The following is a 16,519-nucleotide window of genomic DNA, read 5'->3' as shown; positions in this document are numbered from 1 at the left end:
CATCCGACCGGCCCCGGCGCTGTCCGACCTCCTCGGGGCGCACCCGTGGGCCGGGTTCACCGTGACCCGCACCGAGATCCGCGACGGCGCCCCCCGGCAGACGGCCATGCAGGTCACGCGGGTCGGGGAGCGCCTGGTCGTGTTCCGCATGCGGCACGACGCCGAGGGGGACCTGCTCGACTGGATGGAGGTGAGCCGGCCACAGCTGCGTGCCCTGGTGGCGGCCTTCGCCTTCAGCGAGGCGGAGCTGGACGAGATCGCCCGGGCCGGTGTGGGCGCAGGCGCGACTGCGCCGGTCGCCGCGGCACCGCCTCCCCCACCGCCGCCTCCGCCTCCGCCTCCGCCACCGCCACCCCCGCCTGGCGGCCCACGCATCGCGTGCCGGCCCCCAGCCTCGACTGCCGCGCCGCGGCCGACCCGTCGGCGCCGGTCACCTGGGTGCTGGCCGCCGGCGTCCCGCTGCGGGTCCGCAGCACGCGGGGCGCCTGGGCCGAGGTGGAGACGGAGCAGGGGTGGACCGCCTGGGTGGACGGGCGGCTGCTGGAGGAGGTGCGGTGACGCTGGCGTGGGTGCGGCTGGGCGCCGACGAGCTGGGTGCCCTGCGGGCGGTCCTCGCCCTGCCCGGCCGGCCGGGTGCGCCCCTGCCGGCGGCCCCGGCACCCCCGCAGCCGGCGGCGGTGCTGGCCCGGGCCGGCCTGCAGGTCGACGGCGTGCTCGACGGCGCCCTGCGCGCCCTGGCCGACCCGGCGCGCACCGTGGAGGTCGTGGCCAACCGGTCGGGCCGGCGGGCCTGGTCATCGCTCACGGTGGCCGTCGACGCCCAGGGCCGCGTGGGCGTCGGGGGTGGGACGGCCGCCGCCTTCGAGCTGGCCGGCGCCGCGAGCCGCGACGACGTCGCGGCCGGGTTGGCGGGCCGGGTCGGGGTGGAGGGCGACGCCCCGGCCGAGCCGCTGGGCCGGCTGACCGTGGCCGGCGTCACCGCCCTGCTGGCCGGCGCCGACGCCCTCACCGCGGCCCGGCTGCGCCAGCAGCTCGCCCGCGACGTCGATGCCGGCCCACCCCGCCTGACCCCGGAGCTGCTCGACCAGCAGGTGGCGGCCGGGCGCCAGGCGGCCGACACCCGCTGGGCGGTCACCGCGGGCTCGCCCCTGGTGCCGGGCGGGCTGGTCACCGACCCGGCGGCCCTGGCGGCCGGGCTCGACGAGCTGCACCGTGGCGGATGGCTGGCCGACGGCGCCCCCGCCGCCGGCCCGGCCCGCCGGGCGTGGGGCGCACTGGGCGGCCTGCGGCTGGCGGCCCGCCTGCGCTGGACGGCGCCCCCCAGTGCCCTGGTGCTCGGCCTGCTCGGCTCGGGAGCGCGGACGCTGGTGCTGCGCTGGCAGGACGCGCCGGGCGGGCCGCTCGCCGACGTCGCCCTGGCCGGGGCGGTCGCGGTCACCGGGGCGATCGCCGCCTTCCTGGCCGCCCCGCCCGCACCCGTACCCGCAGCCGCACCCGCACCGGTGCCGGTGCAGCCGCCGCCGCCGACCGGCCCGCCGGTGTGGCTCCCCACCGCCGTGGTCGGCCCCAACGCGCTGGAGGCCAGGCTGGTCGCCGACCCCAACCGGCCCGCCGACGCCAACCTGCCGCCCGGGCAACCCGTCCGGGTGCTCCAGTGGAACGGGGCCTGGGCTCAGGTCGAGGCCGAGAACGGCTGGCGGGGCTGGGTCGACGGCCGCCAGCTCACGGCCCTGCCGCCCACCTCACCCTGACCCCGCCGCCATCTCCGGCGCCCCCCGCCGTTCTGCGTCCCGAACAGCCCGCGAACCGGGCCACCCCGGACGCAGAACCCGACGTGCACAGCCCCTGGCCGTGCACCTGGGCGCCATGTCCCGCCACGCCCCTGATCACCCGCAGGCGGGGCGCAGGCCGGAGCCTCGGTTCACCAGTCGTGAGGCCCCAAGAGCTGGCCCTGCACCCGCTCGCGCAGCACCCGGGCCAGGCTGGCTGCGTCCGCCGGCGACTCCAGCTCGATGATCGCCGGCAGGAGGTTGCGCACCTCTCGGTCGATCTCGTCGAGCACTGCCGCAGGGACGCCTCCCATCTCCTCGTGCTCCTGGCGCCACGCGTCGATCGACCTGGCGTGTCTCCACGAGGAGAACCGGGCGTCACCGGTCAGCTCGCCGCGGTCGCGACACCACACCGCCAAGTCGGCCAGCCGGTCGCCCGGAACGGCCTGCAGGCCGCCGCGGGCGAGGCGCTCAAGCTCGGAGGAGCTCACCACCGACAGGCTCGATCCCGAGATCCCGGTAGGTCACCAGTGGGACGTACGGGATCCCCTTGGCCTCGAAGAACCGCGACGCCATCTCCGCGGTCCACCAGCGTCACCGCGCCGACCACCTCCGCGCCCTCGGCGACGATGGCGTCGTAGGCCCATGGATGGAGCCCCCGTGGTCCGACGTCGTCGACGAGCAGCACCCGCATGCCCGGCACCATCGCCGCACCCTCGACGAGCTTGTCGTTCCGCGGCCCTGGGCTCCTTGCGCACCACGAACCACTGCTTGCTGGCCAGGACGGCCGACGTGGGCGAACTGATCGGCCCCCATCGTCAGCCCTGACCGCCTCGAACGAGATGTCGGCGGTCGCCTCGAGGATCGCCCGGCAGGCCAGCTCGAGGTCCTCGCCGGCCGCCAGCGCACGCTTGCCGTCGATGAACTCCCTGCTCATCTGGCCGGACGCGAGCTGGACAGGCTCGGGGAGACGAAGGAGCCCCTTCGCCCGAACGATCTCGACGACGCTTGCTCGAAGGTCGCTCAGAGTGCTGCGCTCCGGTCTCGGGCCAGCTTCGACGCCGGCAGCGGGAACGTGGGGGTCGGACCATCGCCACGCCCGGGCGTCGCGGCGACACCTTCGCTGTCGCCCAGCAAGCCGGAACGTCGGCTCCGCGGAGGTCCCGAGACGGGATCGCGGCGCCGTGGGTGGACCGTCACGACGACAGGGCCGTGGCCATCCTGACTGGCCGAACGGCAGCGAGCGGGCCTGCCCCACCGGCACGGTCATCCGCGGCCGACCGGCGAACCCCCGACCACCGGCACCCGCGCCAGGCGATCCGGGGATCACGACAGCGATGCTGCAGGAAGAGGCCAGCGGGTTCGGATCGATGTGTGGACGCCCGCCGACGCGCTCGACGCGCTCGAACGGTACGTGCAGCGCCTAGCGGGCGCGTCGCAGGCCTCCCGGTCCTCTCGCCAGGCCGTCTCGACGACCCGCCCGCTCCGCCGTCAGGCGGCTCGGGGTGGGGGCCGCGATCTGGGGCGTGCGGTGCGGGCCCGGTTGTGCGGGGCCGCACAGCAGCCGACCGTTGTCCTGCGGTGGGCCCGCCGGCCTCCCAGGGCACGATGTGGTCGACCTGGCAGCGGCCGGCGGGCACGTCGCAGCCCGACGGGTGCCGGCAGTGGCCGTCGCGCACCTGGATCACGGCGCAGCCGCCCGGTGAAGAACCGCTCGCGGACGCTCACCGACAGGGCCCGCCGGGCCGAGTCGAACACGATCGACTCGATGTCGGCCCGCTCCAACAGGGGCAGCCACTGGCCCCGGCCGAGCACCGTGCCGTCGTCCAGCCGGCACAACCCGCCGGCGAAGTCCTCCAGGCCGACCACCACGGTGATCAGCGGCTCCGGCCGGCGGCCACCGGCCGGCGCGGCGCGGGACCGCTCGGCCATGCGCACCAGAGCATCGGCCCGCCGCTGGGCCGGGGTGCGGGCCAGCTCGGCCGACCCCACGTGGTCGCAGCCCAACCGGGCGCGGGCCTCGGCCACGTCGTCGTCGTACAGCAGGTCCTCCAGACGCTGGAGCTCGCCCTGCACCGCGGTGCCCCCACACCGCGTCCAGCCGGCCCCGCAGATCGAAGCTCCCCCCGAACGTGCGCACCAGGCTCACGAAGCGCCCGTCGCGCTCGCGTCGGGCCCGCTCGGTCTCACCGTCGGCGTCCACCCGCAACAGCCAGTAGGCCACCGCCTGCTCGAACTGCGCGAACCGCAGCGACCGGGCCTGACCCACCAGCACCGCCTCGTCGCGGGCCAAGGCCTCCTCGTGCTCAGGGGTGTGCAACCGCACGAACACGTCCACATGGTCGGCGCCGATCTCCCCCGCCTCGAACGCGGCGCCCACCAACGGCAGGTCGCGCAGGATGCCGGCCCCGGCGCACCTGGGCCTTGGCCGTGCGCCCGGCCACGTTGGCCCTCCCCGACCCAGCCGGGCCCCGAGCTGCGAGACCCGTCGTCGGCCCACGACCCGCTGGCATCCCACGCCGCCGCCCACCGGGCCGCCAGCGCGTCCAGCCGGGCCCGCTCCACCAGCAGGGCCACCGCCATCTCGTGGCGCACCGCGGCCGGGGCCCCGTCGGGATCCATGGCCGCGCACCGCCCGATGGCCTGGCGCAGCGCCCCCAACACCCCCACGTCCCGCTCGGGCGCCACGTCCGCCTCGGGCGCCACGTCGCGCTCGGGCAGTTCGTCCCGCTCGGGCGCCACGTCCACCTTCATGCCCGCCAGCCTACCACACGTGATCGAACGTATGTTCGATTATTCCGCGGGCACGGCGTCGTGCCGGTCAGCGGCCAGACGAGGTGGGGTGAACCGGTCCACGGTCCCGTGGGCGACATCGACGTGCTCGTGCTCGGCGGCGCCGCCAGGGACGCCCTCCCGACGCCATCGCCGCGCTCGAGACCCGCCCCGGCCGTGCTCGTGACCCGCCCCGGCCGTGCTCGTGACCCGCCCCACCCCCGATCCAGCCCATGTCGCAGCGTGCCTGGGTTCGCGGAGCCGCAACCGGCTGCCCCGGGCGGAAGGCGGGCTACGACGCCCCGATCCTGTGCCGAGAACCAGTCGAGGTCCACTTCCCCGTCGGCGGCCGGCGCTTCCGCCCCACGGTCGAGGAGCTGCTGGCTGTTCCTCGACCGCGAGCGGCTCTTCAACGACTGGGCGACGGAGACATGGCAGCAGACTGTGGGGAGCTCCCTGCAGGAGTGGGAAAGTCGACAGGCGAGGGCGACGGCACGCAGGCACCCGATCGAGGTGGCGGAGGAGCTCCGCCGGCTCGGCTACACCGTCGCTGTGCCGCCCGCGTGATCCTCGGACACACGTCGACCCGGGCACGAGCGCCGGGCGAACGGCCGATCCCGAGCAGGTTCCCGGTGGCTCGGGTCACGTGCGCTGCGAGACGGCGGGAGCAGAGCAGACGGCTCGTGCGCCGAGCGGCCCTACCTGTGGGCCACCTGGGGTCGCGACCGGCGGCCCATGCCCCTGCAGCAGGCCGTCCACGAGCCCGCCGCCGCCGCCGCTGCTGCCGATCCTGCGCTCCCAGCAGCAGGCGGAGCTCCTCGCGCTCCTGCTCGGCGACCCGGAGACCGAGCTGAGCGTCACCGTTCTCGCCGCCCGGAAGCGCTCCGCCGCGGAACCCGAGAAGACGCCGGCCTCGGCGACGCCGGCCGCCCGAGCGATCGCCATGGTGATCACCCGCGACCGCGGCCTGCCCACCGGCGCCACCCCCGGCCACGTCCTCCGCAGCCGACCGACGAGCCCCTGACCACCCGCAGGCGAGGCGCCGGCGATTCGGGCCGTTCGGCCCTGCCGCGGGCCGTTGCACGTGCCGATGGCTGAGGTCGGGCCCGTCACGGCAGCGGCGGTACGGGCTCGACAGCGACGGACGGCGGAGGTGCACCATGGCGCGCACGAGGTGGCGGACCGGCACGGCGACGGTGATGGCGGTCGTGCTCGTGCTCGGCGTGGCCGGGCTGTCCGGCACCGGGCATGCCGCAGCGCAGGCCGCGGCGCCCGCCGATCAGCCGGTCTGGGCCGGCCAGCCCGGTCCCCCCTCGGGCGACGCCGCCACCCCGAAGATCGTCGGCGGCTCGCCGGCGTCGTCGGCGCGGTGGGGCGCGGTGGCGCTGCTGCTGCAGTACGACCGGTGGGACACGATCGTCGGCCTGTGCACGGGCACGCTCGTCGCGCCGACCTGGTGCTCACCGCCGGCCACTGCGTCCCCGGCGGCGAGGTGGAGCGCATCAGCGTCGAGCCGGCCGCGGGCGGCCGGGCGTGGGTGCGGTTCGTCCACGCCCACCCCGGCTACGCCGGCGTCTCGTGGGACGCCGGCCTGCTCGAGCTGTGGGATCCCCTCCCCGGCCCCACCATGGCCCTGGCCAGCGACGCCGACGCCGCCCTCCACGGTCCCGGCGCCGACGCCTGGGTCGCCGGCTACGGCCTGACCTCCACGTCGGGCAGGGTCGACCTCGTGCTGCGCGAGGCGCCCTCGTCGCTCCTCTCCCACGCCGACTGCGCACGAATCTGGGGAGCGGAGTACGCCGCGGCCAGCGACCTGTGCGGCGGCTACGTGGGCGTCGGCGTGTGCCGGGGCGACTCCGGCGGGCCTCTCGCCGTGATGACCGCCAGCGGCTGGCTGCAGGTGGGCGTCATCAGCCGCGGCCGCGCGCCTGCGCCACCGCCCCCGACGTGTTCACCCGTGTCGGCGCCGTGCGCCCCTGGATCGAGAGCCTCGCCGGCGGCCTGGCCCAGCCCACGCCGCCACCCGCGCCTGCACCCGCCCCCGCACCCGCACCCCAACCCACGCCGACGCCGGCTTCGCCGTCAGCAGCCTGCCCGGCCCCGGGCGCCGGGCCGCTGGCCCGGCTGTACCGGGCCTACTTCCTGCGCCAGCCCGACGCCGACGGCCTCGCCTACTGGTTCGCCACGCTCCAGCAGGGCACGCCTCTCGGCGCCGTCTCCGAGCTGTTCGCCCAGTCGGCCGAGTTCCAGTCCACCTACGGCCAGCTCAGCAGCGGCGACTTCGTGAAGCTCGTCTACCGCAACGTGCTCGGCCGCGAGCCCGACCCCGGCGGCTACGCCCACTGGGCGCCCTGGTCGAGTCGCGCTCGCTCACCCGCGGCCAGATGATGGTGGGCTTCTCCGAGTCCCCGAGTTCGTCACCATCACCGGCGGCTGCCCGTAGACCCACGGCGCTCGCCGGCCCGACCCGTCAGGACGCACACCGCGAGGCCCATCGGCATCCACCTCGCCACGGAGCACGGCAGGACGGGCGTCTGCGAGATCGAATGGTGCACGGATCGCAGCGCGGGTCGTGTCGGCAGACCCCACGAGCCGCCACGGGCGCGCTAGCGTCTCGGGTTCGTCGGGCTTCGCCTCAGGTCGCCAGCTCGATCCATCCCGCGTCGACGCCCCGGAGGAGTCCTCCCATGAGAGCCAGGCGTTTCGGGCCGATCCTCCTGATCGTGTCGGCGATCGCGGGCGGTGCCGGGCGGCGTGCAGCCGGCGCTGGCTGCACCCCGGCGCCTGTCGGTTGCTCGCCGACGCTGACGACGCTCTCGAACACGACCCCGTCGGCATCCCCACCGGGCCGGGGTCGTCACCTCGACGATCCTCGTCTCGGGCGCTGATCCGTACCTCTCTGGGACCTGGATGTGACCACCTTCATCCAGCACACGTTCGCGGCCGACCTCGACATCACCGTCCAGTCGCCGGCCGGCACGGTGGTGACCCTCACCACCGACAACGGCGCCGGCAACGACAACGTGTTCAACGGCACCGTGTGGGACGACAGCGCCAACCCCGGCGGCCAGGTGCCCTACACCACCAACGACGGCCTCGTCACCGACCACGCCTACGTGAACCTGACGCTCGCCTCACCGCTGGTGCCCGAGGAAGCCCTGGGCGCGTTCATCGGCGAAGACCCGAACGGCACCTGGACCATCACCATCTCCGACGACCTGGCCGGCGACGGCGGCTCCCTCGACAGCTGGTCGCTCACCCTGGCCACGCTGCCCGCGGGCCCGACGGCCGCGACCACGACGGCCACCAACACGACCCCCGTCGCCATCCCCACCGGTCCGGCGGTCGTCACCTCGACGACCGCGGTCTCCGGGGCGGGCACGTCGGTCGTCGACGTGAACCTGCAGACCTCGATCCAGCACACGTTCGCGGCCGACCTCGACATCACCGTCCAGTCGCCGGCCGGCACGGTGGTGACCCTCACCACCGACAACGGCGCCGGCAACGACGACGTGTTCAACGGCACCCTGTGGGACGACAGCGCCAACCCCGGCGGCCAGGTGCCCTACACCACCAACGACGGCCTCGTCACCGACCACGCCTACGTGAACCTGACGCTCGCCTCACCGCTGGTGCCCGAAGAGGCGATGGCCGCGTTCATCGGCGAAGACCCGAACGGCACCTGGACCATCACCATCTCCGACGACCTCCCCGGCGACGGCGGCTCCCTCAACGACTGGTCGCTCACCATCACCACCGGCACCTGCAGCCTGCCGCCGGCCCCGATCGTGCCGCCGATCAACCTGCCCACGCCCCCTCCACGGCCGCCGTCGCCGCCCGTGCCCATCCCGCTGCCCCTCACCGCGGGCCAGGTGGCCCAGATCGGCGGCACCGACCGGGCCGCCACGGCCATCCTGGTGTCGCGTGACGCCTTCCCCGCCAGCGGCTCGGCCGGCGCCGTCGTCATCGCCACGGGCCTCGACTTCCCCGACGCCCTGGCCGGCACGCCCCTGGCCAAGGTCCTCGACGGGCCGGTCCTGCTCTCCACCGTCCAGGCCGACCGGGCCGTCAAGGCCAGCTCCCTCAGCCCCGACACCCTCGCCGAGCTCCAGCGGGTGCTGCCCGCCGGCGGCAGTGTCTACGTGCTCGGCGGCCCCGCCGCCGTCAGCGCCTCCGTCGACGGCCAGCTCCAGGGCCTCGGCTACGTCGTCAGCCGCCTCGCCGGGCCCACCCGCTACGACACCGCCGTCGCCATCGCCAACGCCCTCGGCAACCCCACCAACGTGATCCTGGCCACCGGCACCGACTTCCCCGACGCCCTCTCCGGCGGGGCCGCGGCCGCCAAGATCGGCGGCGCCGTGCTGCTCACCGACGGCGACACCATCCCGCCGGCCACCGGCGCCTACATCGCCGGCAAGACCACCTACGCCGTCGGCGGGCCGGCCGCTGCCGCCTCCCCCTCGTCCGAGGCCATCGTCGGCGCCGACCGCTACGCCACCGCCGCCGCCGTGGCCACCAGGTGGTTCTCCAACCCCAGCGCCGTGGGCGTGGCCACCGGCCTCGACTTCCCCGACGCCCTCACCGGCGGCGCCCACATCGCCATCCGCGCCAACGGCCCCATCCTGCTCACCCAGACCACGGCGCTGCCCGCCCCCACCGACGCCTACCTGGTGGGCAAGAAGGTGCCCATCGACGTCGCCTTCGTCTACGGCGGCCCCACCGCCGTGGCCGCCAGCGTGATCCAGGCCATCCAGGTGGCCATCACCTGATCCGACCCCGCCGAGGCCGATGGTGGGCTTCTCCGAGCCCACGGCCTGGTCGCCGGCCCGACCGGTCAGGGGGGACGCACACCACGAGGACCACCGGCATCGACCTCGCCACGAAGAGCGGAACGACGGGCGTCTGCGAGATCGAGTGGTGCGCGGACGGACCCCGGGGTCGTGTCGGTGGAGGTCGGTGCTCCCTCCGACCACCAGCTGGTCCAACGGATCCGCCGCGTGGTCGACCGCTGCGGGTGGGCCGCCATCGACGCGCCCTTCGGGTTCCCGCTGGCGTTCAGCACGGCGGTGTGCGTCTGGCTCGCTGACGAGCTGATCGGTGACCCGGTGGCCGGTCGCCCCGACTGGCTCTCGCGGAGGCCCCGTGGGACCCGATCAACCGGCGCGTGACCGAGGCCTACGTCTACCTCCGCCAGACGACGGACAGTCGGGCGGGTCGACCGGGTCGGCTTCGACACCAGGATCGTGGAGGCCTACCCCGTCGCCGCGCTGCGCCTCTGGGGCATCCCCACCGACGGCTACCGGAGCCCACAGAACGTGCAGATCCGCGAGGACCTGCTGGACGCCATGGCGGCCGAGGGCCTCCCGCTCAACCTCGGCCGCTGGCGCACCACCCTCATGGCCAGCTCCGACGGCATCGACGCCCTCACATGCGCCCTCGTGGCGCGGCTCGCCTCCCGCCCCGACCGGGTGACGGGGCAGCCGCAGCAGGCGTGCCGATCGACCTCGACGTGGTGAAGGCCGAGGGCTGGATCCACCTACGGCCTCCGGGGGCGCGCCTCGGTGACCTGCACCGCCGCCGCCGGAGATGACCCGGCGCATGGTGGCGTCCGGTCCCTGGTGTAAATGGGCAACGGGCGTAGGTTCCTTCGAAACCTTGCGAGAGCAACGAGGGAAGACCTACACCCGTGGCAAGACGAGTATCCCCTACCGAGCGCCTGCGCGCCCAGATCGACGAGCTGTTCGCCTCTGAGCGGGAGTTGGCGTCGATCCTCGAGGCTGTCGCCCGTCTCAGCGTGCGGCTGATGATGCAGGTGGCCGTCGAGGTCGAAGTCGACGAGTTCCTGGGCCGGACCCGCTACCAGCGCCGGGAGGACGACGACCGTGCCGGGTCGGGCAACGGCTGGCAGCCGCCGGCGGCGGTGAAGACCACGATGGGCCCCGTCGAGTTGCAGCGCCCGAAGCTGCGCGGCACCGACGAGGCGTTCTGCTCCCGGCTCTTCGGCACCGGCGTGACCCGCACCAACGCGCTGGAGTCCCTCGTGATCTCCGGCTGGGTGCGCGGCCTGTCCGACCGCGACATCGAGGCCGCCCTGGCCGAGGTGCTCGGCCCCGAGGCGGCGCTGTCGAGGTCGACGGTGAGCCGGATCTGTCAGCGCATCCGCGACGAGTTCGAGGCGTGGCGCAGCCGTGACCTGTCCGGCATCCGGCTCGACTACCTGTACTTGGACGGCAGCCACTTCAGGATGCACCCGGGCGCGCCGGCCGAGCCGGTGCTCGCCGCGTGGGGCTTCGACACCGACGGCAAGCCGGTGTTCGTGGGCGTCGCCGCCGCTGCATCAGAGTCCACCGACGCGTGGGACGACTTCATCGCCGACCTGAAGGCTCGTGGTCTGCAGCCGCCGTTGCTCGGGATCAGCGACGGCGGGCCCGGGCTGATCGCCGCGTTCGAGCTGCACTTCGGGACCAGCCTGCGCCAGCGGTGTCTCTCCACCGCGCCCGCAACGTGCTCGCGAAGGTGTCCGCCCACGACCAGGCCGAAGTGAAGGCCGACTTCTGGGCGGTCTTCGACGTCGGCGACGCGGAGCCCGGCGACGCCGCCATCGCGGTGGCCCACCGGCAGGCCGGCGAGTTCGCCGCCAAGTGGAAGAGCCGCTATCCGTCCGCGGTCGCGTGTGTCACCGACGACCTCGCCTCACTCACGGTGCACCTGCGGTTCCCAGCCGAGCACTGGAAGCGGATCCGCCACTCGAACTTCATCGAGCGCACCTTCGGCGAGACCCGCCGGCGCGTGAAGGTGATCGGCCGGCTGCCCGGGGAGAGCTCCTGCCTATCGCTGGTGTGCGCAGTCCTCGACCGTGCCAGCCGCGGCTGGCGCGGCCTCACCATGACCCCGAAGGGGTTGCGGCTCCTGCAGGACCTGCGCCGTCAGCTGCTCAACCCGCCAGCCACGAACGAGGTGACCGACGAGGCTGTCTCAGCAGCTGCGTAACATCACCCAGGAGCCTGCGCCCCGAACCATTTACACCGCTCCTGGGACGCCACCCGGCGCATGCGGCGAGCGGGCATGGGTCCTCCAGGTGAACACGCAGCTGGCGGGTGACGCCTTCCGACACGTCAAGGGCCGCGCCGCTGATGGCCGCCATCGCCAAGGCAACGAGCCCCGTCACACCCGACAACTACACTCAGCTCGCCTGACCAACACCGGGATCACCATCCCCACTTCAACGGCGAAGGGGACATCCTCGAATGCCTGCAAGGCCACTAGAGCCGACCTATGACGAACTCGCCGAGCGATGGCAGGAGGCTCAGCATCAACGTCGGTCGCTTCTCCGCCGTCTGCGGGCCAGTTTGGCCAACAACCGCATGCTCCGGCGCAGCTATGACTCAACGTATGGTCGACTATATGTTCGCGCCTTTTCGTCGCCGCCAGCAATCCGTTCGTTCGCTCCCTACCTGGCCCGCTACAAGAACATTCGCTACAGCCCGAGCGGAACTGGGTTCAGCAACCACGAAGAGGTCCGCCGTTTGGCCCGCCATGGCGCAGTCATGGGCAAGCGGGTTCTGCTGATCGGCGTCGAGTACGGACGGGAGGTGGATGGGATGTGGGGTCCGCACCAGCCGGGCTCGGTAATCGGCATCGACATCGGTGACTACGAGCACCGCTGGGTCGAGCCGTCGGATCGCGTCATCCCCATCCAGTTCTCTAAGATGGACGCAGCCGCGCTCGGGTTCCGCCGAGAGTCGTTCGACCTGATCTACAGCCAGGGTGTCCTACCACACATCGTCGACGTGCGCGCGTTTCTCGACGACGCTCATAGGGTGCTCCGACGGGGCGGGGTGTTCTATGCCTTCTGTTGCCCCCTCTGGCACACCTACGGCGGCTCACATGTGTGGGACTTGGGCTACGACCACCTCATCGATGACCCGGGTCTCTTCTTGGAGCGGGCCACCGGAGTGGGCGACGGCTCCCACTGGTGGCTCGAACAGGGGCTCTTCAACAAACTTCGATTCGCTGAGCTCTACGCCCTCGTCGCAGAACGCTTCGAGCTGTTGAGCGTTGGGGTGATCGGCACTCCTGACGGTCGACGCGTCAAGCGAGACGAAGCGGCCACGTGGTGCTCGTTGCGCGGCCGCTACAGCGAAGAAGACCTGATGATTAGGCTCGTGAGCTTCACGGCCCGCAAGCGGGCCACCTGAGTTCGTCCACTGGGCCTGCGCCCACGGAACTGAGCTCCCCACTAGTTGGCACGAAACCGCCACGAAGACCCAGGGCGAACTTCGCCCGGTCCAGCGGGCGCGTCGGTTGTGGGGTTGATTGTGCGAATGTCCGTGGGGATCCCACCCAGCCTACGGCGCACGTTGACGAACACGACCTGGGTCGAGTCGATGAGCTCGATCACCCGCACCGCGACTGCCCGGGTGAGAGACTCGCCCGAAGGTTACATGAAGGAGTCTCGGATCGCCGCCTGCATTCTCGAAGCCGAACGATCCCCCACGCGTCAACGGCCACGCGGAAGCGCCGACCCTGGTCGCCGCCGTCGCCAAGACGACTAGCCCCGGCACACGCCACAACAACCCTCAGCTCGCCTGACCAACACCGGGATCACCATCCCACTTCCACAGCGAACGGGCATCCTCACCCGAGGGAAGCCGCAGCTCATCCTCCGAACTCGAATACGCGCCAGCCTCGTGGGAGCGTCGACAGCGGCCCGAGTGGCGGCAGGGGGTAGGTCCGGAGTGCCGTCCGAGGATCTGCCAGCCCAGGAAGGGGCCGGCGCCCGACCGGACGCCAGCTCGTAGCTTCAGGAACTCCTGCGCTGAGGCTGGTGCTCGCCCGGCGAAACAGGTTCCGCTGCAAGTAGGCGCCGTAGAGGCGCTCACCCGCGGCAGTGGGTAGGTGCTGCGGGACCACTAGCAGCCTGTCCCGGAGGGCCCGACGCAGACGGTCGCGAGACCAGCCCGGTCCACGCCCACGCGAGATCTGTGCTCGCCTCTCGATCGCCTGAGCGTGCTCCTCGTAGACCTGCCTCCAACTCCACTGCGGCCAACTCACCAGATCGTAGACCCCTTGCCGAGCGCGACCGTCGGCAACGTTCATCAACGCCTCGGCGATGGAAGCGACGTAGATGGTGTTCGAATCGCGTTCACCCGCTGCGGGCAAGGAGACGGGCCCCGCCAGGGACCGCTCGATCTCCGTCGATTGTGGTTGAAGCGGCCCTAGACAATGGCCCAATCGAAAGACGAACACGGGCCGATCGTGCCGCGTCCCTGCCCCACGCCCAATCCTCTCGAGGCGGCGCTTCTCCAAGCCGTATGCGTCCGGAAGGACGAACGGAACGTTCGGCGCGTAGACCATTATCGTGCTCGCGAGGACGACAGCAGCCCCGCGGGGCGCGTAGCGGACGCAGTTGACCACGATCAGTCTGTTCTGTAGCCGTGACTGGCGCGTTCTGGGGACGCTGTAGGCGAGCTGGAGAACAACATCGCTGTCAGCGAGGAGCGCTCTCGCCTCGCTGGCGTTGGTGACGTCTCCATGTCGACACTCGATGCCATGCAGACGTAGGAAGGCAGAGCCTGATCGGTTCCGACAGACTCCAACGACCTCTGCGGCACCTCCCGACGCGAGCCGGAGCGCCAGTTCCGTGCCAACGTTGCCATTCGCCCCGACAATCACGATCCGGGGTGTCACGGCCGCCTCGCTAGCTGATAGGTCGCATTGATGAACGAGATGGCCGGAAGGCACGAGACAAGGACGAGGCTATTGTCCTCGGCGTCGCCCGTCCCGAGGACGACCGACCATGCGGTGTTGAACGCCTCGCCGATGGACGAAGCTCCGCCGAGGGCGGGGACGGTTCGCCGCTCGCCGCTCGGCAAGACGAGTTCTACTGACTCCGCTGGCTTCGTACCCGTCGTGACCGATCCGTCCTCGAAGACAACCGTCAGCTCAGGGCGAAGGTCATGCAACCAGCTGACCGCGACACTGGCCTCAACCGTCCCGCCCGATCCGTCCAGACAGAAGTCGAGCCGCACGTCTCGATCGATCATCTCGTCGAAGACGAACCGGCCAGCAAGCGGTACGCCTGCACCGGAGCCCATGATCCAGTGGGCGAGATCGACGGCGTGACACCCGAGATCCATGAGGACGCCGCCGCCGGAGAGCGCGACATCGTCACGAAACCCCGAACGGACACCCGTTGCACCGGTCCGCCCTCCCTCGGATGCGATGAGCCTGAGTGGCCTGCCGAGTGCCCCCTCAGATACTGCTCGAGCCAAGTACCGCACGTTGGCGTACATACGGCGCTGATAGCCTGCGACGACGGGGCCCTTGAGGTCGGAGAGCAGGCGGACGAGGGACATGAGCTCATCCTCAGCTCTGGCGACGGGCTTCTCGAGGTACAGCGCACCAGTGCACGAGACCAACTGCTCGTAGTAATGCTCCCGAGCTCCGATCGGAATCGACAACAGCACCGCATCCGTTTCCGGTAGCGGATCACCATGTCCGGCCAGGAGCCGACCGGATACCCCGAACCGCTGCTCGACCCGGACGAGGGCCGACCGCGAGGTGTCCGCGACGTACGCGACCGTGACGTCCTTCCGGCGCAAGAGCACGGGGAGATGGATGGAAGCGACGATCTCTCCGGCTCCAACGATGCCAACGGTGCGCCGTCGCTTCCCCTCTGCCGTCATGCGCGCTGGCCTCCAACGAGGACGCTCCTGGTGCGGGCTTCGGCAAGGATGGCCTCGAAGGAGAACCGCCGCTCGAACGAGCTCCGGGCCTCGCGGCCAAGCCTGGTAGCCAATCGCTCGTCAGTCAGGACGCTCTTGAGACCGCGCACCCACGCTCCTGGGTCCTCCGCCACGAGCAGATCGATGCCCGGTCGGAGATCGAGCCCTTCGACGAGCTCCGGACTGGCGACGATCGGCGTACCGCAGGCCATCGCTTCGATGAGCTTCAATGGCACGCCGCCCCGGACCCGGATCGGGAATGCCATCACGGAGCAAGACCCCACGAAGGCCCGCGCGTCGGGCACGGCACCCACGACCTCGACGCCGTCGATCCGAGCAAGGGCCTCGGCGTCGGAACGACTGAGTCCCGCACCTGCAAGAGCAACGTGCGCCCTCGGGACCTGTGCTCGCAGCGCCGATGTGACGCGTGTCGCGAGAAAGCGCGCTGCCTCGAGGTTCGGCAGGGACGTGTACGTGCCGATGAACCCGACTCTCTGCCCAGCACCAGACGTGACAGGAAGGCAAAGGCCCGCATCGACGGTGTTGCCAGCAACCAAGACGTTGCAGCCGGGAGCCAACGCCAACAGCTGATGAGCCTCGGCCTCACTCGACGCCCATATCTCGTCGAACGCCCGCAGGAACAGCCGCTCCTGCGCCCGAGAGGCCAGGAAGTTGACGCCTAGGCCAGGAGCGCGGAGGGGCCTGCTGCGCGAAACCGATCTGAGGAGCCGCCAGCTGAGAGACGATAGGACGTCTATCGCGTCTCCGATCACCACCAAGCCCCGCTCTCGCAGCGGTGGCGCATAGTGAGCCATGAGAGTCGGCAAGAGGACCCCTGTGCACCCACTGCGGTCCGCCGCCAGTTGCACGATCTCTCTGCCACCGACCTCGTCGTAGGGGATCGAGTACGGGTAGCAGTGGGAGGGTCGACCGCTGACTGCGGCCGCAGCCATGAGGGCGCGGAGCCCTGCGCGACGACCGCCGGACAGCAGCGAGTACTCAGCACGCCGCCCTCCATCAACGATCCCATCACACAGTTCGTCCAGCTCGGGTACGAGGAGGGGTCGATCCGCCGTTCGAAACACGAGGGCCGTGCTTCGGCAACCGAGCTCGCGGACAAGGCGCAAGTTCGCGACCATCCGGAGGTGGAGTCCGGTGGTCGCTGGCACTGGGACGTCGAGCAAGACCACTAGCACGCTGGCCCTCATGAGACGACCACCGCCGACGCCGCAGAGGTCGGCCGCCACCCGC

General features: G+C 72.0%; 15 protein-coding genes and 1 pseudogene. 9 read left to right on the top strand and 7 right to left on the bottom strand.

All coding sequences use genetic code 11. From position 1 onward, the window contains the following. Positions 1 to 378 precede the first annotated feature (378 nt). Entirely contained in the window at positions 379 to 558 is a 180-nt protein-coding gene (locus IPM45_14560) for a hypothetical protein (GenBank protein MBK9180758.1), read from the top strand. Beyond that, positions 555 to 1,751: an SH3 domain-containing protein gene (locus IPM45_14555; protein ID MBK9180757.1), complete on the top strand. Its 1,197-nt coding sequence runs from the start codon at positions 555 to 557 to the stop codon at positions 1,749 to 1,751. Before IPM45_14560 ends, IPM45_14555 begins: the two co-directional genes overlap by 4 nt. Before the next feature lie 170 nt (positions 1,752 to 1,921). Here the strand turns inward: IPM45_14555 and IPM45_14550 are convergent, their stop codons facing one another. From IPM45_14550 to IPM45_14535, 4 genes and pseudogenes are all read right to left on the bottom strand, one after another. Next, positions 1,922 to 2,260: a hypothetical protein gene (locus tag IPM45_14550; GenBank protein ID MBK9180756.1), complete on the bottom strand. Its 339-nt coding sequence runs from the start codon at positions 2,258 to 2,260 to the stop codon at positions 1,922 to 1,924. 1,000 nt (positions 2,261 to 3,260) lie between these two features. Then, positions 3,261 to 3,845 carry a DUF222 domain-containing protein gene (locus tag IPM45_14545; protein ID MBK9180755.1) on the bottom strand — a complete coding sequence of 195 codons (585 nt, stop codon included), beginning with the start codon at positions 3,843 to 3,845 and terminating at the stop codon, positions 3,261 to 3,263. A gap of 7 nt (positions 3,846 to 3,852) precedes the next feature. Then, positions 3,853 to 4,299 (bottom strand): annotated as a pseudogene (locus IPM45_14540) (DUF222 domain-containing protein). A 1,521-nt stretch (positions 4,300 to 5,820) separates the two neighbouring features. Next, positions 5,821 to 5,973 (bottom strand): hypothetical protein, encoded by a 153-nt coding sequence (locus IPM45_14535; protein ID MBK9180754.1) that lies wholly within the window; start codon positions 5,971 to 5,973, stop codon positions 5,821 to 5,823. 515 nt (positions 5,974 to 6,488) lie between these two features. Here IPM45_14535 and IPM45_14530 point away from each other — a divergent pair. The 7 genes from IPM45_14530 (at position 6,489) to IPM45_14500 (ending at position 12,739) form a co-directional block, all read left to right on the top strand. Next, on the top strand, positions 6,489 to 6,929 hold the full coding sequence (locus tag IPM45_14530; GenBank protein ID MBK9180753.1) for a DUF4214 domain-containing protein: 441 nt from the start codon (positions 6,489 to 6,491) through the stop codon (positions 6,927 to 6,929). Between the two features lie 524 nt (positions 6,930 to 7,453). Next, on the top strand, positions 7,454 to 9,310 hold the full coding sequence (locus IPM45_14525; protein ID MBK9180752.1) for a cell wall-binding repeat-containing protein: 1,857 nt from the start codon (positions 7,454 to 7,456) through the stop codon (positions 9,308 to 9,310). A 171-nt stretch (positions 9,311 to 9,481) separates the two neighbouring features. Continuing rightward, positions 9,482 to 9,709: a hypothetical protein gene (locus IPM45_14520; protein MBK9180751.1), complete on the top strand. Its 228-nt coding sequence runs from the start codon at positions 9,482 to 9,484 to the stop codon at positions 9,707 to 9,709. 75 nt (positions 9,710 to 9,784) lie between these two features. After that, a complete protein-coding gene (locus IPM45_14515) occupies positions 9,785 to 10,057 on the top strand; it encodes a DUF429 domain-containing protein (protein MBK9180750.1) in 273 nt (90 codons plus the stop codon). 170 nt (positions 10,058 to 10,227) lie between these two features. Continuing rightward, positions 10,228 to 11,085: a transposase gene (locus IPM45_14510; GenBank protein ID MBK9180749.1), complete on the top strand. Its 858-nt coding sequence runs from the start codon at positions 10,228 to 10,230 to the stop codon at positions 11,083 to 11,085. Further along, positions 11,022 to 11,531 carry a transposase gene (locus tag IPM45_14505; protein ID MBK9180748.1) on the top strand — a complete coding sequence of 170 codons (510 nt, stop codon included), beginning with the start codon at positions 11,022 to 11,024 and terminating at the stop codon, positions 11,529 to 11,531. Before IPM45_14510 ends, IPM45_14505 begins: the two co-directional genes overlap by 64 nt. A 557-nt stretch (positions 11,532 to 12,088) precedes the next feature. Further along, complete coding sequence (locus IPM45_14500; GenBank protein ID MBK9180747.1) at positions 12,089 to 12,739, top strand: methyltransferase domain-containing protein; 651 nt, start codon at positions 12,089 to 12,091, stop codon at positions 12,737 to 12,739. A gap of 460 nt (positions 12,740 to 13,199) precedes the next feature. Here the strand turns inward: IPM45_14500 and IPM45_14495 are convergent, their stop codons facing one another. The 3 genes from IPM45_14495 to IPM45_14485 are packed head-to-tail and all read right to left on the bottom strand — an operon-like array spanning position 13,200 to position 16,515. Further along, entirely contained in the window at positions 13,200 to 14,231 is a 1,032-nt protein-coding gene (locus IPM45_14495) for an NAD(P)-dependent oxidoreductase (protein MBK9180746.1), read from the bottom strand. Next, the gene (locus IPM45_14490; protein MBK9180745.1) at positions 14,228 to 15,229 is read right to left on the bottom strand and encodes a Gfo/Idh/MocA family oxidoreductase; all 1,002 of its coding nucleotides are present in this window, start codon (positions 15,227 to 15,229) and stop codon (positions 14,228 to 14,230) included. Before IPM45_14490 ends, IPM45_14495 begins: the two co-directional genes overlap by 4 nt. Next, positions 15,226 to 16,515, bottom strand: a complete 1,290-nt coding sequence (locus tag IPM45_14485; protein MBK9180744.1) for a glycosyltransferase — start codon at positions 16,513 to 16,515, stop codon at positions 15,226 to 15,228. Before IPM45_14485 ends, IPM45_14490 begins: the two co-directional genes overlap by 4 nt. Between the last annotated feature and the right edge of the window lie 4 nt (positions 16,516 to 16,519).

The organism is Acidimicrobiales bacterium (genome assembly GCA_016716005.1).
Taxonomy (GTDB): Bacteria; Actinomycetota; Acidimicrobiia; order Acidimicrobiales; family JADJXE01; genus JADJXE01.
Note: the sequence above shows the minus strand (reverse complement) of the source record. Positions and strands in the feature narration are given on the sequence as shown.